The following is a 21,505-nucleotide window of genomic DNA, read 5'->3' as shown; positions in this document are numbered from 1 at the left end:
CCCGAGAATGCCGGAGGAGAGCCGCATGACGTCGACGAGCTTCAGGTGCGTCGTGTCGATCCCGCCGTAGCGCCGGAGTCAACGCGTCGATCAGGGAGGAGCCGAATCAACAGGTTCCTACACGTGCTTCACCCGCAGCGACAGCATCATGGATTCGACGGCGATCTGCGGGTTCACGTTGAGGTCGAGGCGCTCGCGGCACCGCATGATCGCGTCGATGCGCCGCAGCGTCTCCTCCGGGGTGGACACCTTGGCCAGCTGGTCGAGCTCGTAGCGGATGTCGTCGTTGGCCAGCTCTACCCCCGCGCCGAACTGCATCGCCAGCACGTCACGGTAGAACGAGATCAGCTCCAGCAGCGCCGCGTCCAGCGAGTCGCGCTTGATCCTGGTGGCCCGGGACTTCTGCCGGTCCTCCAGCTCCTTCAGCGCCCCGGCGCCGCCGCGTACCAGCCCGCGATTGAGCCCCTTGCCCGTGGAGCCCTCGCCGTACAGCCTGCGCAGGTCGGTCGTCTCCGTCGCGTTGAGCGCGCCCGTGGAGGCAGCGGCCTCCTCCTCGGCCGTTTTGACCAGCCGCTCGGCGGCGCTGACGCATTCGCCGACGCCGGTCAGCGAGCGTGGGATGGACAGCACGGCCTCGCGTCGATGCCGTGTCGCCTCGTCCAACGCCAGGGCTCTGGCCCGGCTGATGTGCCCCTGGGCCGCGCGGGCGGCGAAGCGGGCTGTCTCCCACGGCACGCTCTCGCGGGTGGCGAGGAGGTGCGCGACCGCCTCGGTGCCGGGCGTGACCAGGGTGACCTGCCGGCAGCGCGACCTGATGGTGATCATCAGGTCGTCGGGGGCGGGGGCGCAGAGCAGCCACACCGTGCGCGGCGGGGGCTCTTCGATGGCCTTGAGCAGGGCGTTCGCGGCGGACTCGGTGGCCCGGTCGGCGGCTTCGAACAGGATGACGCGCCAGCGCCCCTGGGTGGGCGCGCCCGCCGCTCTGAGGATGAGCTCGCGGGTCTGCTTGACGCTGTAGGACAGACCCGCTGGGCGTACGGTCTCCAGGTCGGGGTGGGAGCCGATCAGCACCTGGTGGCACTGGTCGCAGTGGCCGCAACCGGCGTCAGGGCAGAGCAGGGCCGCCGCGAAGGCCCGCGCGGCCTCCTCGCGGCCGGAGCCGGGCGGCCCGGTGAACAGCCAGGCGTGCGTCATCCCGGCCCCGCGCCCGCCCCGCACCGTCTCACCCGCGGCGGCCGCCGCCCGCGACAGTACGGTCGTCGCCTGGTCCTGGCCTACTAGGTCATCGAAGACACCCACGGCATCAGGCTAGTCGCGGATGGCGGGCATCGTGCCCGTAGCGTCCTCGGACTCCTCCGGCACCGGGTCCGGCAGGATCTCGCGGATCCGATCCTGGATCTCGCGGGTGATCTCCCCGGTCGGCAGCGTGCCGTCCACCACCAGGTAACGCTCGGGGGCGGCGGCGGCCAGCGCGCGGAACTCCTTGCGCACCCGCTCGTGGAACTCCAGCGGCTCCGCCTCGATCCGGTCCACCGCTCCGCCCAGCCTGCTCAGCCCCAGCTCGGGCGGCGTGTCGATCAGCACGGTCAGGTGCGGCACCAGCCCGCCCGTCGCCCAGGCGTTGACCTTGGACACGTCCTCGGGGTCGAGGGACCGCCCTGCCCCCTGGTAGGCCAGCGACGAGTCGATATAGCGGTCGCAGACGACCAGGGCGCCTCGGTAGAGGGCGGGGCGGATGACCTTCTCCACATGCTCCGCACGGTCGGCGGCGTAGAGCAACGCCTCGGCCCTGGCCGACAACCCGCGCTCGGCCGCGTCGAGCAGGATGGCGCGCAGCCGCATGCCGATCTTGGTGGCGCCGGGCTCGCGGGTCTGCACGACGTCGAAGCCCTGGTCTCGCAGCCAGATGGCGATCAGCCTGGACTGGGTCGTCTTCCCGGATCCCTCACCGCCTTCGAACGCCACGAACAGGCCGGGCAGTTGCTCGGCCGCGCCGGTCTCGAAGCGCTTGCCGCGCAGGGCCGCGATGATGTCCTCGGAGAGCGAGACGCCCTTCCGGTCGTCCATATGGCGCAGGCCGAGGATGCCGACGACGGTGGCGAGCACGCCGCCGGCCAGCAACACCAGGTTGGTGCCGTTGAACTGGTAGGTCAGGTCGCCGAGTTGGAGCAGGTGCTCGCCGAACAGGGCGGCGAGCGGGTTGGCCGCGGCCACGACCAGCAGCAGCGTCACCCGGGCGGTGGACTGCAGGAAGGAGAACGTGCGCCCGCGCATCGAGTCCTCGACCTCGAGCCCGATGAGGGTGTAGCCGATGATCCAGGCGATGCCGGCGCACGCCCCGAGCACCACGGTCAGCATGACCACGATCACGAGGTTGTGGACCAGCGCGATGGCCGCCAGCACGAGCCCCGCCAGGATGATCGCCAGGCCGAACAGCCGCCGCCGCGACAGCTCGCGCAGCAGCCGGAGCCCGAAGAACATGCCCAGCGCCATGCCGACGAAGACCGCGCCGAACACGATGCCGTAGGCGGCGTCACCACCGCCGAGCGCCACCACGTAGATCTTGGCGACGCCGACCACCGCTCCGCCCGCGGCGAACGCGCCGAGCATCCCGATGATGAGGCCGCGCACCAGCCGGTTGCTGCCGACGAACCGCCAGCCCTCGACGATCTGCTTGAACACGGACGGCGTGGAGATCGCCCCGTCCCGCTTGGGGATGTCGCGCAGCGTGAAGATGAGGAAGGCCGAGACGAGATAGGCGCAGGCGTTGACGATGAGCGCCAGCGCGGTCGGATCCATCCAGGCCAGGAAGGGCACCACGTTGCGGGTGACGTCGCCGACCAGCGACAGGGCCGCGAACAGCACCGCGGCGATCGGTGCGGTGCCGTACGTGACCATCAAGTTGAGCTGGTTGGCCGACTCGAGCTGCTCCTTGGGCACCAGGTTGGGGACGGTGGCGTCCTTGGCCGGCACCCAGAAGAGGTTGACGCATTCGACGAGCAGCGTCGCGATGATGACCCATTGGTAGCTGTTGACCAGCGGGATCGACAGCACCACGGCGAAACGGGCCAGGTCGGCACTGAACATCGTCAGCCGCCGGTCGAACCGGTCGGCGAACGCGCCCGCGAGCGGCCCCAGCAGGACGGCGGGCAGCATCTTGGCGATGAACACACCGCCGATGGCCAGTGACTGGATGCGGTAGTCACCCTCGGTGAGGTTTCCGGCCAGTGCGGTCAGGGCCAGGATGTTGAGCCAGTCACCCAGGCTGCACACGGACATGGCCGTCCAGAGCCGGCGGAACGGTGCGATAGCCAGCACGTGGGTTTGTCGGCCAAGGGCGGTCATGATGTCAGCGTATCCAGGTGTTCGCTGGGAGTGGGATGGCGAGCGACGAGTCGGATATACCCGGCGGCTCGTCGCTGAGGGTAGTACGTACATGGCCCCGCGCGCAGGTAGCACAGCGTGAATGGGCCCCCGGAATGACCATCGTCCGTCAGCCCCCTCTACGCGCTTGCTCGATCATGGGCGCCCAGGCCGTCCGGACGGCGGCGGGCAGATCGAGCTCCTCCCAGAGCTCCACGAGCAGCACCCCGTCCACATGGTCGAGCAACTCCCTCGGCCCGCCCTCACGCAGCAGGGCGGAGTAGGCCTCGCGGCGCTGCCCGCGATCGGCCAGATCGTAGATCCGCCCGCCCAGCCGCAGCTTGCCCAGCGCCTCGGCCACCGTCAGGCGCGGCAGGTGGCCGGGCACGGAGAACGGCCGGCCGTCGTCGGCGACCCGGGAGGAGAACCCCGCCCTGGGCTCCAGCACCAGCCGGAAGCCGGCCGCGTCCAGAATGCGCCCGGCGGTCTCCAGCGTGGGCGACTTACGGCCGTGCTCATAGGCCGACAGTGTGGTGCGCGAGGTGCCGCTCACCCCCGCGAGCTCCTTCTGCCGCATCCGTGCCGCATGCCGGGCCTGCTTGAGCAGCATCCCGCCCTGCTCCGCCCAGAACCTGACGTCGGGCACCCCACTGGCCGGGGAAGAGACCATCATCACCTCCGTGTATCCCTTGAGATACTACGGCATTGGAGACGCTCCGTGCACGGCAGAGTGCGGAAAGTCAGCGGAGTTCGAGCATAGTGATCTCCGGCGGCGCTCCCACCCGGATCGGCGGCCCCCAGAACCCGGCCCCCCGCGTGACGTACACCTGCACCCCGTCGACCGTGCCCAGCCCGGACACCACCGGCTGCTGCACCGGGATCACCAGATTGAACGGCACCATCTGACCACCGTGCGTGTGCCCGGAGAGCTGCAGGTCCACGCCGTGACGAGCGGCCTGCACCGCCTGCACGGGCTGGTGCGCGAGCAGGACCGTCGTCCGGCGCTCGGCCCGCCCGCCCAGCGCGGCGGCGAAGTCGGGCCCGTCGCCCGTGGCGGCGCCGTTGAGATCGTTGACCCCGGCCAGGTCGAGCACGGCCCCCTGGTGCCGGATCTCCACCCGCTCGTTGCGCAGTGACCGCACCCCGAGCTCGCCCAGCTCCTCGATCCACTCCCCGGGACCGTTGACCGTGTAGTACTCGTGGTTGCCCGTCACGAAGTAGGAGCCGTAGCGCGACTCCAGCCCCCGCAACGGCCTGGCCAGCGCGCCGAGCCTCTCGACCGAGCCGTCGACCAGGTCCCCCACGATCGCCACCACGTCCGCCTCGAGCCCGTTGATCATCCGGACGATCCGCTCGGTGTGCGCCCTGCCCGTGAGCGGCCCCAGGTGGATGTCGCTGACGACGGCGAACCGCAGCCCGCCGAGCCGGGAGTCCATCCCTGGCAGCGTGACCTTGACCGGCTCGATCACCGGGTCACCCAGCGCCACCGTGACGCCGTAACCGACCGTGCCAAGCGCGCTCGCCCCCGCGACGGCGGCCGTGACACGACCGAGAAACAGCCGCCTGCTCATGTCACCGCCCTGCGAAGGCGCGCCGACAGGCGAAGGCGCGCCGACCGACGGAGACACACCGCCCGACGGAGAGGCGTCGACCGGCACGTCTGGCGTCCGTGCCGGCACGGACGCGGCCGACCCGTCAACCTCCGGCACGGACGCGACCACAACCGAAACCGGCTCGCTCACCTCCGGCGCGCTCGCGACCACAACCGAGGCCGGCTCCTTCACCTCGGCCCGCCGCCGCATGATCAGCCCGGCCACCGCCCGCGGCACCTCCAGCACCAGGAGGAACACGAGCAGGTAGAACATGATCCCCACCCACGCGTAGCCAGGCCATGACAGCCAGGACAGCGACTCCAGGCGCATGCCGCCGAAGGTGCCCAGCACCAGCAGGAACAGCCCGGCCACCGTCAACGTCAGCCCGGTGCGCACCCTCCCCGGCCGCGTGGTGGCGCGGACCAGCCGGTGCCACAGATAGAGGTGGATCGCAACGACCACACTCACGACCACGAGGAGGAAGGCCACGCCATCATGCTACGAGCAAGCCCCGAAGGGCCGCGCCCGCCGTCCTGAGAGCCCTCTCAGGACTTGGCGGCGGGCTTCTTCCTGGCAGCGGGCGCCTTCTTCGCCGGAGCCTTCCTGGTGGTGGCCTTCTTGGGCGCCGGTGCCCGCTCACGCCGCTCGGCCAGCAACTCCGCCGCCCGCTCGATGGTGATCTCCTCCACCGTGTCGCCCTTGCGCAGCGAGGCGTTGGTCTCACCATCGGTGACGTACGGCCCGAACCGCCCCTCCTTGACCACGACGGGCTTCTTGGAGTTGGGGTCGTCGCCCAGTTCACGCAGCGGCGGCGCGGCCGCGGCCCGGCCCCTGCCCCGCTGCTTCGGCTGCGCGAACAGCTCCTTGGCCTGCTCGATCGTGACCGTGAACAGGTCTTCCTCGGAAGCCAGCGAGCGCGAGTCGGTGCCCTTCTTCAGGTACGGGCCGAACTTGCCGTTGTGCGCCACCACCGGCTCGCCCTCCAGCTCCCCGACAGGGCGCGGGATGGACAGCAGCCGCAGCGCGTCCTCAAGCGTGATGGTCTCCAGCGACATCGTCTTGAACAGCGAACTCGTCCGCGGCTTGACGGCTTCGGCCTTCTTCGTCCGCTTCTTCGGCGCCCCCTCGGCGGGCGGCGCCTCCTCCGGCAGGATCTCCGTCACGTACGGCCCGAACCGCCCGTCCTTGGCGACGATCATGTGCCCGGTCTCCGGGTCGTGCCCCAGCTCACGATCGCCCGTCTGCCGCGAGAACAGCTCCTCGGCCTTCTCCGCGGTCAGCTCGTCGGGCGTGGTGTCCTCGGCCACGTTCACCCGGGTGCCGTCCCGGTCCAGGTAGGGGCCGTAGCGGCCGACCCGGATGACGATGTCGCTGCCTCTGATCGCGAAGGAGCTGATCTCCTTGGCGTCGATGTCACCGAGGTCGCTGACCATCTCCTTGAGGCCCTCGTCGCCGTCGGCGCCGTAATAGAAGCGCTGCAACTCCGGCACCCGCTCGGCCCGGTCGTTGGCGATGTCGTCGAGCACCTTCTCCATCTCGGCGGTGAAGTCGTAGTCGACCAGGTTGCCGAAATGCTGCTCCAGCAGATTGACCACGGCGAAGGCGAGGAACGACGGCACCAGCGCCGTCCCCTTCTTGAACACGTAGCCGCGGTCCAGGATCGTGCCGATGATCGACGCGTACGTCGACGGGCGGCCGATCTCGCGATCCTCCAGCTCCTTGACCAGCGACGCCTCGGTGTAGCGGGCCGGCGGCTTGGTCGAGTGGCCGGCCGCGTCCAGCCGCGACACGGTCAGCGGGTCGCCCTCGGCCAGGTTGGGCAGCCGCTTCTCGGAGTCGTCGCGGTCGGTCGACGGATCGTCGGCCCCCTCGACGTACGCCTTCAGGAAGCCGTGGAAGGTGATCGTCCGGCCCGAGGCGCTGAACTCCACGTCCTCGCCGGCCGACGACCTGCCGCCCGCCTTGACCGTGACGGACTCGCCCACGGCATCCTTCATCTGGGACGACACGGTGCGCTGCCAGATCAGCTCGTACAGCCGGAACCGGTCACCGCTCAGCCGCGTCTCGCCCGGCGTGCGGAACTCCTCCCCGGACGGCCTGATCGCCTCGTGCGCCTCCTGCGCACTCTTCACCTTGCTGGTGTAAACGCGCGGCTTATCCGGTACGTACGCCGCGCCGTACAGCTTGAGCGCCTGAGAGCGCGCGGCCGCGATGGCGGTCTCCGACAGCGTGATGCTGTCGGTGCGCATGTAGGTGATGAAGCCTTCCTCATAGAGGCGCTGCGCCACCTGCATCGTGTATTTGGCGGAGAACCCCAGCTTGCGGCTGGCCTCCTGCTGCAACGTCGTCGTCCGGAACGGCGCGTACGGCTTGCGGGTGTACGGCTTGCGTTCGACGGATTTGACGGCGAACGACGAGTCCTGGAGCCGGCCGGCCAGCTCGCCCGCGGCGGCCTCCGACAGGTGGAGCACGTCGGCGTTCTTCAGCTGCCCGGTGCTGGCGAAGTCGCGGCCCTGCGCGACGCGGCGGCCGTCGACCCCGGTGAGGTTCGCGGTGAAGTCCCGCGGGCGCTCCTCGGTCCTGCCGGTGTCGAACAGCGCCTGCAGGTCCCAGTAGTGGGCGGAGGTGAACGCCATCCGCTCCCGCTCGCGCTCCACCACCAGCCTGGTCGCGACCGACTGGACGCGACCGGCCGACAGGCGCGGCTTGACCTTCTTCCACAGGACCGGGCTGACTTCGTAGCCGTAGAGCCGGTCCAGGATGCGCCGGGTCTCCTGGGCGTCGACCAGGCGCAGGTTGAGCGTGCGGGGGTTGGCGACCGCGTCACGGATGGCCTGCTGGGTGATCTCGTGGAAGACCATGCGGTGCACCGGCACCTTGGGCTTGAGCACCTCACGCAGATGCCAGGCGATGGCCTCGCCCTCGCGGTCCTCGTCAGTGGCGAGATAGACCTCGTCGGCGTCCTTGAGCAGCTGCTTCAGCTTGGCGACCTGCGACCGCTTGTCGGGGTTGACCACGTACAGCGGCTCGAATTCATGCTCGACGTTCACGCCCAGTCGCGCCCACGGCTCCCCCTTGTATCGCTCGGGGATGTCGTCGGCTTTCTCCGGAAGGTCACGGATATGGCCGATGCTGGACTCGACGATGTAGCCGGCGCCGAGGTACCCCTCGATCGTCTTCGCCTTGGCCGGCGACTCGACGATCACCAGGCGTGTTCCGCCGGCGCTGCCGTTCATGGCTGGCACGCTGCTTCCTACCTCGCTGTTCGCTAGCAAAATCCCCCTGCCGGGAGCCGGCACAGACCTGAAAGGTAACCCGACTCGCGAAAAATTCCTTCCCCCGGGGCTACCCACTGACTTCCAGGTCCACCCACCAGCACGCAGAATAAGCCCATCGAGCTGCATGGCGCCCTGACTCAACTCTGGAGACTAATCGTTGTGCCCGACTACTCCTACATGGATATCTTCATCCCGCGCGACCTATCACGCGAAGCAGCACGTCAGCTGCTGACCGAACACGCGGAGTACGGCCAGTGGGAGCTCTCGCGGGTCCGCCTGTATCCCGACGGGAGCCGTCGCGTACGACTCCGCCGACGGATCATGCGGGTCCGCAGCACCCTTTGACATCCGGACACGGCTTACCCGCACCGGTTGACATCCGGACATGGCTTCGCCCGCACCGGCTGGCATCCGGACATGGCTTCGCCCGCACCGGCTGGCATCCGGACATGGCTTTGCCCGCTCCGGGCCGCGCCCCCGGAACGGGCAAAGCGTCTATCGCTCACTGCCCGCTGGCGGCGGGCAGTGGCCGTGTGCGGCTACTTCCGGCCGAGGCGGAAGCGGCGGGTGGTGGCGAACAGCGTCGCGGAGGCGGCCAGCATGCCGCCCAGGACGAGCGCGAACAGCGCGCCGACGTTCATCCCGGTGACACCCATGGGCTGAGCGGCGCTCATCAGGCCCAGGCCGCTGGTGGGCAGGCCGCCCGTCGCGGAGCTCACCGCACCGCCGACCGGGGTGGAGCCGACCAGCGAAGTGGCCGGAGCGAGCGCGGATGCCGGGCCGGAGGCACCGCCGGCCGGCTTGGCGGAGGACGGGCTGAAGGCGGCGGCGCCGGACGGCTTCTTGGCCCTCGGCGGGGTCTTCGCCTCGCCGGGCAGGCCGGGCAGCCCGGGCAGCTTCGGCAGACCGGCCTGGCCGGCCACGTCGCCGACGACCGGCAGCGACGGCAGACCGGAGCCGCTCATCTGCTGAGCCATGCTGCCGGCCTCCTGCACGCCGCTCATCGCCGGAAGCGCGGGCAGTGCGGGCAGCGTGCCGCTCGTCCCGGCGTGTGAGGTCTTGCTCACGCGCCACACGTAGGGGTACTGGCCGCCGTCGTGCGGGGGCCGGCCGACGTGCGCTCCACCGAGGCAGCCGGCGGCGGCGTCACCCAGGACGGCCACCGCGTTGCCGCAGACGTTGATCGGAGCGGTGATCGGCGCGATCACCTGGTTGCCGCCGAGCACCGAGTTCCTGCCGGAGGTCCGGTTGCCGCCCCCGCCCACGCCGTGCTGGGGAGAGACGGCGGCGCCGCCCTTGCAGTGGGCCTGGGCGAGGCCGAGCGCCGCGACGGCGTTGCCGCAGGCGTTGATCGGCGCGGTGATCGGAGCCACCACCTGGTTGCCGGCCAGCACACCCGAACGACCCGAGGTGGTGTTGCCACCGGCCCCCTTGCCGCCGTTCTTCACCGAGGCGCCGCCCTTGCACCCGGCGAACGCCTCGCCGAAGACCGCGACGGCGTTGCCACAGACGTTGACCGGAGCGGTGATCGGAGCCACCACCTGGTTGCCGGCCAGCACACCCGAACGGCCCGAGGTCCTGTTGCCGCCCGCGCCGGAGCCGTGCTTGGAGTTGTGCACCGAGGCGCCGCCCGCGCACCCGGCCTGCGCGTTGCCCACCGCGTTGCCGCAGGCGGTGATGGGCAGGCTGATCGGGGCGATGACCTGGTTGCCACTGCCCGCGCCGAAACGGCCGTCAGTGTCGTTACCGGTCGAGCCCTGGTGGTGCCGCGCGCTCTTGTAGCCGTGGTGGCCGTGCCCGCCGGTGGTGACGCTCGAACCGCCCTTGCACCCGGAGAACGCCTGCCCGAAGGCCGCCACCGAGTTGCCGCAGATGTTGATCGGCGCGCTGATCGGCGCGATCACCTGGTTGCCGCCGAGCACCGAGCTCCTGCCGGAGGTACGGTTGCCGCCCGCGCCAGGCCCGGTGTCACGGACCGAGGCGCCCCCCTTGCAGCCCGCCGTCGCATCGCCGAAGATCGCCACCGCGTTGCCGCAGGCGTTGATCGGCGCGTTGATCGGCGCGGTGATCTGGTTGCCACCGAGCACGCTGTGATCACCAGAGGTACGGTTGCCGCCCGAGCCGCCCTTGCCGGACTTGCGCACGGTGGCGCCGCCCGTGCACCCGGCGTCGGAGCTGCCGACCAGCGAGACCGCATTGCCGCAGGCGTTGATCGGGGCGCTGATCGGCGCGTTGATCTGGTTGCCGCCGAGCACGCTGTGGTTGCCGGAGGTCTCGTTGGGGATGCCGCGGCCCTGGCTGGTGTCGACCACCGACGCACCACCACGGGAGGAGGCGCTGGACTCGCCGACGGCGGCGACGGAGTTGCCGCTGATGTCGATCGGCAGGGAGATGGGGAGGTTGACTTGGTTGCCGCCGCCGATGGAACCGTCACCGGAGGTGTCGGCGAGCGCGGTGCCGCCGCCGAAAGACATGACTGCAACCGCGAGCAGAGCCGCAGGGGCCGAAGCCTTCGCCCACGTACGCATGATGGATGCTCCTACTGATTGGGGGAATACCTGACAGTTCGCGGGCAGCCGAGGTCGTACGAGGTCGTTGACGCACCGCGCACAGCGGAGACCTCGGGATTGGCGAACCAGTGATTGACGTGTCACCCACTGGCGGAGGGGCAGTCGAGCCACGCTCCGCCGCCGGCAGTCGAAAGCCGGGACCTGTGGTGGGGATCAGTCAGGGGAGAAAGAGGGGTCGTCCGCCGCTGTGCGGACGACAGGGGGTAGCTCGAACGCCCTGGGGGCGTGCCGAACCTCGAGCCGCGGGTCGAAATCAGACCGCGCGACATCGCCCATGTGCGGCCCGAAGGGCCCATTGCCACCGCCAGTGGGCACCAGACCATCGGTGTCCAGAATGTTGTCGGCGGTGGAAGGCGGTGGAAGGCCGGGGTCGGACTGGCTCGTGAGCCCGTCGACCGTCAGCCCCGCCATCGCCCCGGCATCATCGGACGCCGAGGCCATTCCGCTCACCGGCGAAATGCCGGCGGCGAGTTGGGGGGTGCCTGCTCCTGTCGCCGCGGTGGTGTCCGCAGCCGCCGGAGCGGCGAAGAGCATCCCGAGCGCAACGGCGAGCAACCAACCAGCGGCCAGCAGAATGCCGGCCGCTGCCGCTCGCACGATGACCCGACGGGCGCCGGCCGCGAACCGCGCCATCCGGTCAGCCCGGCAGGTGATCGAACCGTCCGCCGAGATCGTCGCGGGCACGCGCCGAGCAGCGAGGGACATGTCCCTCACCTGCTGCACCGACGTGCGTGCCACGTGACCTCCTGAGCTCCTGGACCGACCTCACATCGTGAGGCCGGTCCGTGGACTCACCCCTCAACGGAAAGTAACCGTAGCAGCACTCATGGTTGCCGCAAAGCGATTTCGCCGGAGATCCAGCGACGGGTCAAGTCCCCCCATCACAAACCGTCTCTTATCGCCCCGACCTGCCCGTCCACCCCATGACACGCCCGCGACGGGGACAGTTTTCACGGTCGAATCGCCTCCCGGCCGGCTCCGGAGCGCCCCGCCAGATTCTCGGTATGACGCACCCCCCAGAGTTTGCTAACCTTACGGAGCCGACGCGAGATGACGGTCTCACGTGCAGGCACCACGTCCGGGTGGCGGAATAGGCAGACGCGCTAGCTTGAGGTGCTAGTGCCCTTTACGGGGCATGGGGGTTCAAGTCCCCCCTCGGACACCGGTCAATAAAAGCACCAGGTCTCTGACCTGGTGCTTTTGCTTTGTCTTGGCGCTGAGGGTTCAAGTCGGGGAACCTATAGCCCCAAGCCAGGCGTATGGGGGTTCATCTCCCCCTCCGACATACACGGTAAGCCCATGGCCCTCAGTACGCCGTCGGTGAAGAGCCGGCGGCGGGCTGAGCACCTCGGGTCCTGATGCGCCGAGGTGCTGGGCCTGGGGGTCGGTACGGCGAGTGCGGGAGGGGCGGTCGGCCCGGCGACGGACATGGCGTTCAGGATGCCCGCGCCTCACACGAGTGGCCGGCCTGGCGTTGGAAGGACCGCAACCCGGCTTCCGGACCCCGCCTCACCTTGCAGAGCGCGGTGTGCGCCCTGGTCACGTGGCCGGGTAACCGGTGTCACCGAGTGGTCGCCGCCGCAGCGCCCACTCGTGAGCGGGCGGAGGCGCCCTGAGGGCGGGCGGAGGGGCCAGTGACTGGTTCTGCTCTACGCGAAGCCGACAGGACTCGAACGTGAGGCCTCCCTATGGTGTAGGCATGGCCTCCTCCATCCCGCCGCTGCGTCCGGCGATCGATCGGACCGCCCCCGAGTTCTCTCCGGTTCGCGAGCGGCTGTGGAGGCAGGTGCTCGGTGAGTGTCTGCGAGGCATTCGTCACGAGCGAGGCGAGAAGTTGAGCGAGACGGCGAGTCGCGCCGGAGTCTCACCGCAATATCTCTCCGAGATAGAACGAGGGCTCAAAGAGCCGTCGAGCGAGATGATCGCTGCGGTCGCCGGAGCGCTGGATGTGACCCTGGTCGATCTGACCCTTGCCGTGGCCGAGAGCCTGCGCCCCGCTCAGCACAGCGTGTCGAGAGGCGCTACCTGCTCGGCGGCCACGGCGTACGCACTGGCCGCATAGCGCGGCTTGCCGGGGTGTCCACGCGTTAGGAGTGCTCCTCGATGATCTGGTCGAGGAGCCCGTACTTCAAGGCCGCGGTCGCGGTGAACACGCGATCGTGATCGGTGTCGGCGCGTAGGGTCTCGATCGTCTGGCCGGTGTGGCGTGACAGGATGCGCTCAATGTCCGCCCGGACACGTACGACCTCGTCAGCCTGCAAGATGAGATCGGGGATCGTTCCGCGCCCTTGAGCGGCCGGTTGGTGCAAGATCACCCGTGCGTGTGGGAGAGCGGCACGTTTTCCCTCGGCGCCTGCGGCGAGAAGGACAGCGCCCACGGCGACGGCCTGTCCGACGCAGGTGGTCGAGACCCGCGGGCGGATATGACGCATCGTGTCGTAGATCGCGAGCATCGCGCTCGGGTCGCCGCCTTCGCAGTTGATATAGAACTGGATCTCGGCATCGGGGTTGTCCGACTCCAGAAAGATCAGCTGCGCGATGAGCGCGTTCGCGACGCCCGCGTCAATGGCGGTGCCCAGATAAACGATTCGCTCGGTGAGCAGGTGCGAGTAGACATCCATGATCCGCTCGCCGCGAGGATTCTGGGCGATTACGTTCGGGATCGTATATGAGGTCACGTGCCGACTCCTTCGGTGATGCCGAATCCGGGCCGCGGGCGATGGTGGGGCGCGATTTCGCCGAAGTTCTGCACGATCGCATCGATGAAGCCGTAGTCGAGTGCTTCTTGCGCCGTGTACCAACGATCGTGCAGGGAATCCTCGAATATGCGCCCGACGGGTTGTCCCGTGTCCTCGGCGATGAGGCCGAGCACCGTGTCGCGCGTATGCCGAAGGTCGTTGGCCTGCAGTTCGATGTCAACCGCGGTGCCGCCGATTCCCGCCGAGCCCTGGTGCATCAGGACGCGTGAGTGCGGCAGGGCGCGGCGCTTCCCGCGGGCTCCCGAGGACAGCAGGAATTGCCCGGCGCTGTAGGCGATGCCCAACACGAGGGTCGATACGTCGCAGGGAATGAGTCGAATGACGTCGCGAATCGCCAGCATCGAGGGAACCGAGCCGCCCGGGGAGTGGATCCACAATGCGATGTCGGTCGACGCGTCCTGCGTGGCGAGTGTCATCAATTGCGTGGCCAGCAGCGTCCCGTTGTCATCGTCGAGAGGGCCGTCGAGAACGAGAACACGCTGCTCATAAAGCTCGCGTCTTACCTGCGCGTTCAACAGCGGAAGTTTTGATTCTTCGCTCATGCGTCCATCATGTGCAGCGATTCAGACCAGGGGTGACGCGATCTGCCTGGGGCAGATCTGCTGTGAGCTGATCGATCTCCTGAGCTGGGACGACTCGGCGGCCAACGGATCGTGTCAGGGCTTGCGGCCCCATGCCTGTACCAGCAGGCTCTCGCGCACGACGGTGGCCGGGCGGACGAGATGGTCGCCGAGTTCGCGCTTCAGGGTGGCCAGGGTGTGCGGGTCGATGCCGCAGGCGCGGAGCCGCTCGTCGAACAGGTCGACGAAGTGCAGCAGTAGCCTTTGGCAGGGGTTGGCGGCACGCCAGTAGTGGGCGTGCGCCGCGGTGCGGACGTCCTGGCAGCCTGCGGCATCGCGCAGCAGGCTCGCCAGCCGGGCGCCGATGTGCACGTCCCCGCCGAAGACCGGGGCGAGCAGGGTTTTGAGCGTGTCCCAGGCAGGGTGGGGTGGGTCGCAGTGCCAGGTGGCCCAGTCGTATTCCTGTACGGCGATCCAGCCGCCGGGGCGGGTGGCTGCGGCCATCGAGGCCACGATCGCCGCCGGGTCGGTGCTGTTGATCAGCAGGAGCCGGCAGTGGGTCAGATCGAAGGCCGGTTGGCTGTCGCCGTGAAGCGTGCCCAGCGTGGTGGTGACGTTGGCCAGGCCTAGTTGGGCGATGGACTGCCGTGCCCAGATGATCATCTGCTCGTTGTTGTCGAGGCCGACGACAGTGCCGTGCGGGCCGACCGTGTCGCTGAGCAGGTCCAAGATACCCAAGGGGCCGCAGCCCACATCGATGGCGCGGGCCGGTGCGGGCAGCGGAAGGCGGCCGAGGAGGTGTTGTGCGGCCTCGCGCAGGAGGGTGCCCTGGGCCAGCAGTCGCCGGTGTTCGGCGCTGGAGGCGCCGAGGAGATAGGGGGAATCGTGTGGCGCTGGAGCCGGTCGGGTCACCTGGATGCTCCTCCCTTGCGGTCTGGGTCTGTGTCCCAGATAGAAGGCATTACCTCATCATTGCCAAGAGTAGTTTTAACATTACACTCAGTGAGTGATGGAGGTTGAGGCAATGTCGCCAACCCTCCGTCGCTCTTTCCGCCCAACGAGGAGACACGACATGCCGACGGACCCCACCGATCGCTTGATCCGCCTTCGCACCCGCTTCGCCCTGCTGGACACCAACGGCAACGGCCACCTGCAGAGCGACGACTTCGCCCTGCTCGCCGACCGCGTTCTCGATTCCCTCAGCGCCGACCGAGACTCAGCCAAAGCCCACGCCCTGACGCAAGGATGCAGAACCTTCTGGCAGGGCCTGGCCGCGGCCTGCGACCGTGACGGCGACGCAACCGTCACCTTCCAGGAGTACGCGGCGGCCATCCACGACGCCGCCCACTTCGACCAGTACGGCTCGCCGTACGCCCGCGCCGTGGTCGCCCTGGCCGACACCGACGACGACGGACAGGTCGAACAGGGCGAGTTCATCGCCTGCATGACGGCCATCGGCTTCGCCCCGCCGCAGGTGCGACAGCTCTTCGCCGCGCTGGCAGGACAGCGCGGCCGTATCACCACCGACGCCTGGTCAGCGGCCATCAAGGACTACTACGTCAGCGACTCGGCGAACACCCCAGGACAACTGCTGGCCAACCAGCCGGCATGACGCACAGCCCACCAGCCTCGCCGCCGCCCGCCCACGCTCTTCGCGACGCGGGCGGCCCGCAGGACGCGCCCGCCGACCACGCGACCCCGCCCCACAGGCTGCACACCAGTTCTCCGGCCTACCGGCCCGCAGGCCTGCTGCCGGTCCCGGCCAGCTCTTTCACCAGCGCGATCACCCGCATGCTGCTGGCCAGCGACGGCTCGACCACCCTGCTGCTCGAAGCGCTCACCGGCGGGCCGGTCAGCGTCCACCTGCAGAGCCTGACCGACCAACCCGCCGCTGGCATGCCCGCCGACGTGCGAGCCCTGCTGCAGCTCACCAGCGACGCCACCGTCACCATTCGCCGCTCACTGCTACACGATCACCACGACACACCACTCTCCCGCAACGAGGTGATCACCCCACCGAGCACTCCCCTCATACAACGCATCGCCACCGACCCCGGCCACCCACTCGGACTCAACCTGATCGCCCACGACATCGATCACAGCCGCCACCTACGCTGCACCGGCCTGGCCCGCTGGAGCGCAAACCAGCGCGAAACCGCGTCCAAGGCCTACCTCATCCGCGCCGCCGCCATCCCCCTCATGCTCGTCTGGGAAACCTTCAACCCAGCCGTCGTCCCGCGCGGGCATCACGGCCCCGCTTCGCACCCTGCAACGCGCTTCGCCTCTTGACCACGCGCCCACGAGCACGGCTCTGAGCTGCGAGCCGAAGTACGACAGGTACCGGGACCTTGCCTACATCAACAGCGACGGGCGGCGTGCTACACAGCGCGATCAACGATCACCGGGAAACGTTCGCCGGCCACCCGTTCGTCGAGCGCGGAGCGATATTGGCTGAGCTTGCGGTCACACTTCGACAGTCGTTTGCGCAGGTCGATCAGGGCCGCCTCTTTCGGGTCGATCGCCTGCTCGGCCATCGCCGCGATCGTGTGCTCCAACCTCTCCGGGCCGAACGCGGTACCCAGCCGGCCATCGACCTCATCCAGAATCTCCGACTCCCGCAAGTAGACGACCTTGGGATGGTCGAGATCATTGACGATGGCGTACTGAGCAGGGAAACGGCACCGGTAGTAGGCCTGCCGGTTGTTCCAGTTGCCCTGCGTCCGACGCTCGCAGTACCCGCAGAACAGCACGCCCCGGAAGGCGTACGGACGCCGTGTGGGGTGGGGGCGCTGGCTGAATGTGCCCCTGGCACGCGGTTCCGCTCTCCCTTCGACAGCCCGCCGAAGACGCCCATGATCATGTCGTGGGCCTCGTTCACCGGATCGATCGGCCCGCCGACCTCAGGCACCCACAGCGGCACGCCGAAGTGCTCGAACCACGGGAACGTCAGGCTGTAACGGCCGGCTTGCCCGCTGTGGAGTCATGGCTGCTGGTGTAGGTGCTGAACCTGTACGAGTTCTTGCTGGTCTTCTGAGCCGCGTCAGGCCACCAGCAGGGTGGTGAGCAGGTCGTCGAGGGTGACGATGCCGGCTGTGGTGCCGTCGCCGGCGCGGACGAGGGCGAGTTGGCTGTGGTGGGTGCGGAGCGTTGCCACCGCTTCGGAGACGGAGACGCCGGGTGGCAGAGCGGGGATGCGGTAGGCGAGCTGCGCCGCTGTGGTCGAGGTGCCCCGGCGGCGGGCGAGGTAGGCGTCGCGTACGTGAACGACGCCTACCGGGGCGGCGGCGGGACCGACGATCAGGCGTGAGCGCTGGGCGGTCAGGCAGGCGTCGATCACTTCCTGGGCCGAGGCGGTGGTGGGCACGGTGGCGACCTGGTCGGCCGGGGTGATCAGCGGGGTGATGTCGGCATTCGGCGCGCGTAGGGTCTGGCTGAGGATGGCGTGGTCGTCGGCGTCGATCAGCCCGAGCCTGCGGGATTCGGCCACCAGGTGCTCCAGCTGCTCGGGCGTACGCGGGTTGGCGCCGTCCTCGCGGGGGTGGACCTTGAACAGGCGCAGCAGGCCGTTGCTGATGCCGTTCAGGGCGCTGATCAGGGGGCGGACGGCCAGGGTGAAGGCGCGGAACGGCAGGGCCAGGGTGGTGGCGGAGCGTTCGGGGTGGGCGATGGCCCAGGATTTGGGGGCCATCTCGCCGAGGACCATGTGCAGGAAGGTCACGATGGCCAGTGCGATGACGAAGGCGACCGCGTGTGCGGCCGCCTCGGGCAGGCCGAGGGTGTGAAAGAGCGGGGTGAGCGTGCCGGCGATGACCGGCTCGGAGACCATGCCCAGGCCGAGCGAGCACAGCGTGATGCCGAGCTGGGCCCCGGCCAGCATGAGCGACAGCTCCTTGATGCCCGCCAGCGCGGCGGCGGCGGCTCTGCTGCCTCCGGCCGCGGCCTTCTCCAGGCGGTGGCGTTTGGCGGCGACCAGGGCGAACTCGGCGGCGACGAAGAACCCGTTGCCGATCAGCAGGACCAGGGTCAGCGCCAGGCCGATGGACAGGTTCACGGCTGCTCCTCGCCTTCCCGGTCGTCTTGACCGTCGGCGCCGTCAGGGCGGTAAGGGGTGAGGCGGACACGCTCGGGGACGTGCCGGTTCAGCGTCCGGACCTCGATCCGGGCGTGGGTGGGCGCGGCGGGATCGAGGGTGGCGGGCAGTTCGGCGGTGATGACGTCGCCTGGGACGGCGAAGCGGCCGAGCCGGTGCAGGATGAGCCCCGCCAAGGTGTCGTACTCGTCCTCGTCCGGCAGGTTCAGCTCGGTCTCCAAGGCGATCTCGTCGATGCGCAGGGCGGCGTCCAGCTCCCAGTCGTCGCCGCGCCGCAGCACGCGCGGCGCCTCGGCGTCGTTCTCGTCGGCGATCTCGCCGACGAGCTCTTCGGCGACGTCCTCCCAGGTGACCAGGCCGGCCAGGCCGCCGTGCTCGTCGACGACGCAGGCCACCTCCTCACCGCGCGCGTGCAGTTGCGCCACCAGGTCGGGCAGCGACAGCGAGAAGGGCACGAGGAGCACGTCGCGGGCGAGGTCGCCGACGCGGGTCGTGGCGGCCTTCTCGACCGGTACGGCGGCGACGTCGCGCAGGCTGACCAGCCCCATCACGTCGTCCAGGGTGCCGCCGAGCACCGGATAGTGCGTGTGGCCGTGGGCGGCGATGAGCTCGTCCAGCTCCGCCACGGTCGCGGCGGCGGCGATGACGACGACGTCGACGCGTGGCACCATCACCTCTTCGGCGGTGTGCTCGGAGAAGGCCAGGGCGCGTTCCAGCACGTCGGCCTGGCTGCCGGGCATGTGACCGTGGGCTTCGGACTCGCCGATGATGTGGCCGAGCTCCTCCAGGGTCGCGCCGTGATGCAGCTCCTCGACGGGCTCGATGCCGACCGCGCGCAGCAGCCTGTTGGCCGCGGTGTCGAACAGCTTGATGACCGGTCCTGCGACCTTGAGATAGATCAGGGTGGAGGAGGCCAGCGCGCGGGCCAGCGGCTCGGGCCTGGCCAGGGCGAGGTTCTTGGGGGCGAGCTCGCCGAGCACCATCTGGATGATCGTGGCCAGCGCGAAGCCGATCGCCACCGCCACCGCGCCGACCATGCCGGCGGGCAGGCCCACGGCGGTCAGCGCGGGCGCGATCAGCTCCACCAGGGCCGGGCGGGCGATGAAGCCGACCACGAGCGCGGTGACGGTGATGCCGAGCTGCGCACCGGACAGCATGAACGACAGCCGCCCCATGACCTGGACGGCTTTGGCGGCCTTCTTGTCGCCGGCGGCGGCCTGCTGGGACAGGGCGAGCCGATCGGCAGAGACGTAGGCGAACTCCTGGGCCACGAAGTAGCCGGTGGCCAGCGTGAGCACGAAGATGGCCACCAAGCCGAGCACCACGCTCATCAGGCCCGCCCCCATGCCCGCAGCAAGTGGGCGATCATGAAGTCGGGATTGCTCGGGTCCGCTGACACGGACACCACCACCGTTCCTTTCTGTCCTTGCCGCCGGGTGTGCCAGCGTGAGAGGCGTATGAGGGCAGGCCCGCCCACATGCGCTGATTCGACGCTAGCCGATCGCTGCACGAGAGCCGTTGCGGGAGCGCATCTTCCCAGGTAACGGGCAGGAAAGCGGCGAAGGTGCCGGATGTGATCGGTATCTCAGTCATGCCCTGTTAGGGGCCTGTGCCGCCCGAATCTACGATGATCACAGACTGTCCACCCTTGAGGGAGCGGCTGCACAGGTGTCCGGGCAAGAACGCGTGCGCATCGTCCTGGAAAACCGTCTCACCCAGCGGGCGATCATAGTGGTGATCTTGATCAACGCGGTGACCATCGGCATGGAGACCAGCGCCCACCTGATGGATCGGGCCGGCGGCCTGCTACACGCCGTCGACCGGATCGCACTGGCCATCTTCACCGTCGAGATCGCCGCCCGTCTGTACGCCTACCGTCGCGCGTTCTGGTCCGATCCGTGGAACTGGTTCGACACCGTCATCGTGGCCATCGCCTTGGTACCCGCCTCCGGCCCGCTGTCGGTGCTGCGCGCGCTGCGAATCCTGCGCGCGCTCAGGTTGATCTCGGCGGTGCCCAGCATGCGGCGTGTGGTCGGCGCGCTGCTGACCGCGGTGCCCGGTATGGCCTCCATCATCGGCCTGCTGGTACTGATGATCTACATCGCCGCGGTCGTTGCGACCAAGCTGTTCGGCGACATCGTGCCCGAGCGGTTCGACGAGCTGCCCCGCTCGCTGTTCACCCTGTTCCAGATCATGACCGGCGACGACTGGGGTAACGTCGCCCAGGAGGTGATGGCGCACAAGCCGTGGGCGTGGATCTTCTTCATCGCCTACATCCTGATGTCCACGTTCGTCGCGCTGAACCTGTTCATCGCCGTCGTGGTCAACGCCATGAACGACGCCGAACCCTCCCCGGCCGAAACCCAGGCGCAGGCGGAGCTGGAGACCGTCAAGCAGGAACTGGCCGCCGTCAACGCCAAACTGGACCAGTTGCTGATGCGCCAGACGAGCTCCGCCGCTGTCTCGCCCGCCTCACCATCGACCACCTCGCAGTCGGCCGCCAATGGAAGAAAGGACCTGACCACATAATGAATCCTCTCTCCGAAGCGATGCTGGAGAAGGGGGACGCGAGTTTGCGGAGCCACACAAGGCCGGCCGACGTTGAAGCATCGCCCTCACCGTAGAGGGTTCCTCCGGAAGCCTAAAGGGCCGCTTGCGCGGCCACGTCCCGCTCGCCGTCGGCGATCAGGCTAAGCGCAGAGGTGAGCGCCAGATTCCAGCCGACCTGGATGGCACAGGCCGCCAGCCGGACTGAGGCCGGCAGCGGGAGGAAGGGGCAAAGCGTCGCGGTGCGTGTCCATCGCGGTCAGCGCGGCCAGCAGCGCCCACCCGGTCCACTGCCGGTCGAGGCCAGGGCCGACGTGGTCGCGCGTCAAAGCACGCACGGACGAGCTCATGCCCGGGGCCTGGGCCGGCATCGTGGTGTCGGTCCAGGCGCGAGTGAGCTGCCCGGCGGCCTCGTAGCGGGCTGCGTCACCTCAACCACGGGCTCGGCATCATCCTGGGCTTCATCGGGCTCAAACTTGCATCGGTGACGCTACCGTTCCGACGGTTCCAGACCTGGCGGCCGGTATAGCGCGGATTGCTGAGGATCGCGGCAAAGGTCCGTAGCGTCCATGCATGCCCATATTGGTGCGGGTTACGCTCACGATCCACGTCCGAGGGGCACGGGACACCGCGTTCGTTCAGCATCCGGGCGATTTCCGCCACGCTGACACCCGCCAGTCGCTGCGCGAACATCCACCGTACGTGCGGTGCCGTGGCGGGTCGGCATCAAGCCGGTGCAGACGGCG

The 21,505-nt window shown here is 69.1% G+C and carries 18 protein-coding genes, 1 tRNA gene and 1 pseudogene; 6 read left to right on the top strand and 14 right to left on the bottom strand.

The features are described from left to right. Nucleotides 1–117 precede the first annotated feature (117 nt). The 5 genes from IEY87_RS07570 to topA form a co-directional block, all read right to left on the bottom strand. On the bottom strand, nucleotides 118–1,299 hold the full coding sequence (locus IEY87_RS07570; RefSeq protein ID WP_189137754.1) for a DNA polymerase III subunit delta': 1,182 nt from the start codon (nucleotides 1,297–1,299) through the stop codon (nucleotides 118–120). 9 nt (nucleotides 1,300–1,308) lie between these two features. Then, on the bottom strand, nucleotides 1,309–3,345 hold the full coding sequence (gene tmk, locus IEY87_RS07565; protein WP_189137753.1) for a dTMP kinase: 2,037 nt from the start codon (nucleotides 3,343–3,345) through the stop codon (nucleotides 1,309–1,311). Between the two features lie 148 nt (nucleotides 3,346–3,493). Next, a complete protein-coding gene (locus IEY87_RS07560) occupies nucleotides 3,494–4,036 on the bottom strand; it encodes a helix-turn-helix domain-containing protein (protein ID WP_225277106.1) in 543 nt (180 codons plus the stop codon). Nucleotides 4,037–4,103: 67 nt separating this feature from the next. Next, on the bottom strand, nucleotides 4,104–5,444 hold the full coding sequence (locus tag IEY87_RS07555; RefSeq protein WP_189137752.1) for a metallophosphoesterase: 1,341 nt from the start codon (nucleotides 5,442–5,444) through the stop codon (nucleotides 4,104–4,106). 56 nt (nucleotides 5,445–5,500) lie between these two features. Beyond that, nucleotides 5,501–8,191 carry a type I DNA topoisomerase gene (topA, locus tag IEY87_RS07550; protein ID WP_189137751.1) on the bottom strand — a complete coding sequence of 897 codons (2,691 nt, stop codon included), beginning with the start codon at nucleotides 8,189–8,191 and terminating at the stop codon, nucleotides 5,501–5,503. Nucleotides 8,192–8,410: 219 nt separating this feature from the next. Between topA and IEY87_RS45555 the strand changes: the two genes are divergently transcribed. Next, nucleotides 8,411–8,578: a DUF5703 family protein gene (locus tag IEY87_RS45555; RefSeq protein ID WP_263651807.1), complete on the top strand. Its 168-nt coding sequence runs from the start codon at nucleotides 8,411–8,413 to the stop codon at nucleotides 8,576–8,578. 194 nt (nucleotides 8,579–8,772) lie between these two features. On the opposite strand, the gene IEY87_RS07545 is transcribed toward IEY87_RS45555, so the two are convergent. Together IEY87_RS07545 and IEY87_RS07540 are read right to left on the bottom strand one after the other, a co-directional pair. Next, entirely contained in the window at nucleotides 8,773–10,707 is a 1,935-nt protein-coding gene (locus IEY87_RS07545) for a chaplin family protein (RefSeq protein WP_189137750.1), read from the bottom strand. 249 nt (nucleotides 10,708–10,956) lie between these two features. After that, the gene (locus IEY87_RS07540; protein WP_225277108.1) at nucleotides 10,957–11,541 is read right to left on the bottom strand and encodes a hypothetical protein; all 585 of its coding nucleotides are present in this window, start codon (nucleotides 11,539–11,541) and stop codon (nucleotides 10,957–10,959) included. 338 nt (nucleotides 11,542–11,879) lie between these two features. Here IEY87_RS07540 and IEY87_RS07535 point away from each other — a divergent pair. Next, nucleotides 11,880–11,965, top strand: a tRNA-Leu gene (locus tag IEY87_RS07535). 537 nt (nucleotides 11,966–12,502) lie between these two features. Next, entirely contained in the window at nucleotides 12,503–12,865 is a 363-nt protein-coding gene (locus tag IEY87_RS07530) for a helix-turn-helix domain-containing protein (RefSeq protein WP_091081204.1), read from the top strand. A gap of 25 nt (nucleotides 12,866–12,890) precedes the next feature. Here IEY87_RS07530 and IEY87_RS07525 read toward each other — a convergent pair whose 3' ends face one another. The 3 genes from IEY87_RS07525 to IEY87_RS07515 all read right to left on the bottom strand — a co-directional run bounded on the left by IEY87_RS07525 (nucleotide 12,891) and on the right by IEY87_RS07515 (nucleotide 15,034). After that, nucleotides 12,891–13,481, bottom strand: coding sequence for a ClpP family protease (locus IEY87_RS07525; protein WP_189137749.1), 591 nt, complete (start codon nucleotides 13,479–13,481; stop codon nucleotides 12,891–12,893). Then, nucleotides 13,478–14,104, bottom strand: a complete 627-nt coding sequence (locus IEY87_RS07520; protein WP_189137748.1) for a ClpP family protease — start codon at nucleotides 14,102–14,104, stop codon at nucleotides 13,478–13,480. Before IEY87_RS07520 ends, IEY87_RS07525 begins: the two co-directional genes overlap by 4 nt. Nucleotides 14,105–14,218: 114 nt before the next feature. Further along, nucleotides 14,219–15,034: a methyltransferase domain-containing protein gene (locus tag IEY87_RS07515; protein ID WP_189137747.1), complete on the bottom strand. Its 816-nt coding sequence runs from the start codon at nucleotides 15,032–15,034 to the stop codon at nucleotides 14,219–14,221. Nucleotides 15,035–15,194: 160 nt separating this feature from the next. Between IEY87_RS07515 and IEY87_RS07510 the strand changes: the two genes are divergently transcribed. Continuing rightward, nucleotides 15,195–15,734 (top strand): EF-hand domain-containing protein, encoded by a 540-nt coding sequence (locus tag IEY87_RS07510; protein WP_189137746.1) that lies wholly within the window; start codon nucleotides 15,195–15,197, stop codon nucleotides 15,732–15,734. Then, entirely contained in the window at nucleotides 15,731–16,411 is a 681-nt protein-coding gene (locus IEY87_RS07505) for a chorismate--pyruvate lyase family protein (protein ID WP_189137745.1), read from the top strand. The genes IEY87_RS07510 and IEY87_RS07505 overlap by 4 nt, the downstream gene beginning before the upstream one ends. 89 nt (nucleotides 16,412–16,500) lie before the next feature. On the opposite strand, the gene IEY87_RS07500 is transcribed toward IEY87_RS07505, so the two are convergent. The 3 genes from IEY87_RS07500 to IEY87_RS07490 form a co-directional block, all read right to left on the bottom strand. After that, nucleotides 16,501–16,872, bottom strand: coding sequence for a recombinase zinc ribbon domain-containing protein (locus IEY87_RS07500; RefSeq protein WP_189137744.1), 372 nt, complete (start codon nucleotides 16,870–16,872; stop codon nucleotides 16,501–16,503). 290 nt (nucleotides 16,873–17,162) lie between these two features. Continuing rightward, nucleotides 17,163–18,173, bottom strand: coding sequence for a hemolysin family protein (locus IEY87_RS07495; protein WP_189137743.1), 1,011 nt, complete (start codon nucleotides 18,171–18,173; stop codon nucleotides 17,163–17,165). After that, nucleotides 18,170–19,558: a hemolysin family protein gene (locus IEY87_RS07490; RefSeq protein WP_225277109.1), complete on the bottom strand. Its 1,389-nt coding sequence runs from the start codon at nucleotides 19,556–19,558 to the stop codon at nucleotides 18,170–18,172. The genes IEY87_RS07495 and IEY87_RS07490 overlap by 4 nt, the downstream gene beginning before the upstream one ends. 172 nt (nucleotides 19,559–19,730) lie before the next feature. Here IEY87_RS07490 and IEY87_RS07485 point away from each other — a divergent pair, with 172 nt between their 5' ends. Then, nucleotides 19,731–20,741, top strand: a complete 1,011-nt coding sequence (locus tag IEY87_RS07485; protein ID WP_225277110.1) for an ion transporter — start codon at nucleotides 19,731–19,733, stop codon at nucleotides 20,739–20,741. Between the two features lie 444 nt (nucleotides 20,742–21,185). Here IEY87_RS07485 and IEY87_RS47120 read toward each other — a convergent pair. Next, nucleotides 21,186–21,467: pseudogene (locus IEY87_RS47120) on the bottom strand (recombinase family protein); the annotation flags it as partial. Nucleotides 21,468–21,505 lie beyond the last annotated feature (38 nt).

This window comes from Nonomuraea glycinis (assembly GCF_014646515.1).
Taxonomy (GTDB): Bacteria; Actinomycetota; Actinomycetes; order Streptosporangiales; family Streptosporangiaceae; genus Nonomuraea; species Nonomuraea glycinis.
This window is presented reverse-complemented; position numbering and strand designations above follow the sequence as displayed.

What these genes read in the sequence shown, in the direction of transcription:
- topA (WP_189137751.1), bottom strand. Translation starts at nt 8,191, where the DNA reads ATGAACGGCAGCGCCGGCGGAACACGCCTGGTGATCGTCGAGTCGCCG.
- IEY87_RS07560 (WP_225277106.1), bottom strand. Translation starts at nt 4,036, where the DNA reads ATGATGGTCTCTTCCCCGGCCAGTGGGGTGCCCGACGTCAGGTTCTGG.
- IEY87_RS07510 (WP_189137746.1), top strand. Translation starts at nt 15,195, where the DNA reads ATGCCGACGGACCCCACCGATCGCTTGATCCGCCTTCGCACCCGCTTC.
- IEY87_RS07530 (WP_091081204.1), top strand. Translation starts at nt 12,503, where the DNA reads ATGGCCTCCTCCATCCCGCCGCTGCGTCCGGCGATCGATCGGACCGCC.
- IEY87_RS07545 (WP_189137750.1), bottom strand. Translation starts at nt 10,707, where the DNA reads ATGTCTTTCGGCGGCGGCACCGCGCTCGCCGACACCTCCGGTGACGGT.
- IEY87_RS07490 (WP_225277109.1), bottom strand. Translation starts at nt 19,558, where the DNA reads ATGGGGGCGGGCCTGATGAGCGTGGTGCTCGGCTTGGTGGCCATCTTC.
- tmk (WP_189137753.1), bottom strand. Translation starts at nt 3,345, where the DNA reads ATGACCGCCCTTGGCCGACAAACCCACGTGCTGGCTATCGCACCGTTC.
- IEY87_RS45555 (WP_263651807.1), top strand. Translation starts at nt 8,411, where the DNA reads ATGGATATCTTCATCCCGCGCGACCTATCACGCGAAGCAGCACGTCAG.
- IEY87_RS07520 (WP_189137748.1), bottom strand. Translation starts at nt 14,104, where the DNA reads ATGAGCGAAGAATCAAAACTTCCGCTGTTGAACGCGCAGGTAAGACGC.
- IEY87_RS07505 (WP_189137745.1), top strand. Translation starts at nt 15,731, where the DNA reads ATGACGCACAGCCCACCAGCCTCGCCGCCGCCCGCCCACGCTCTTCGC.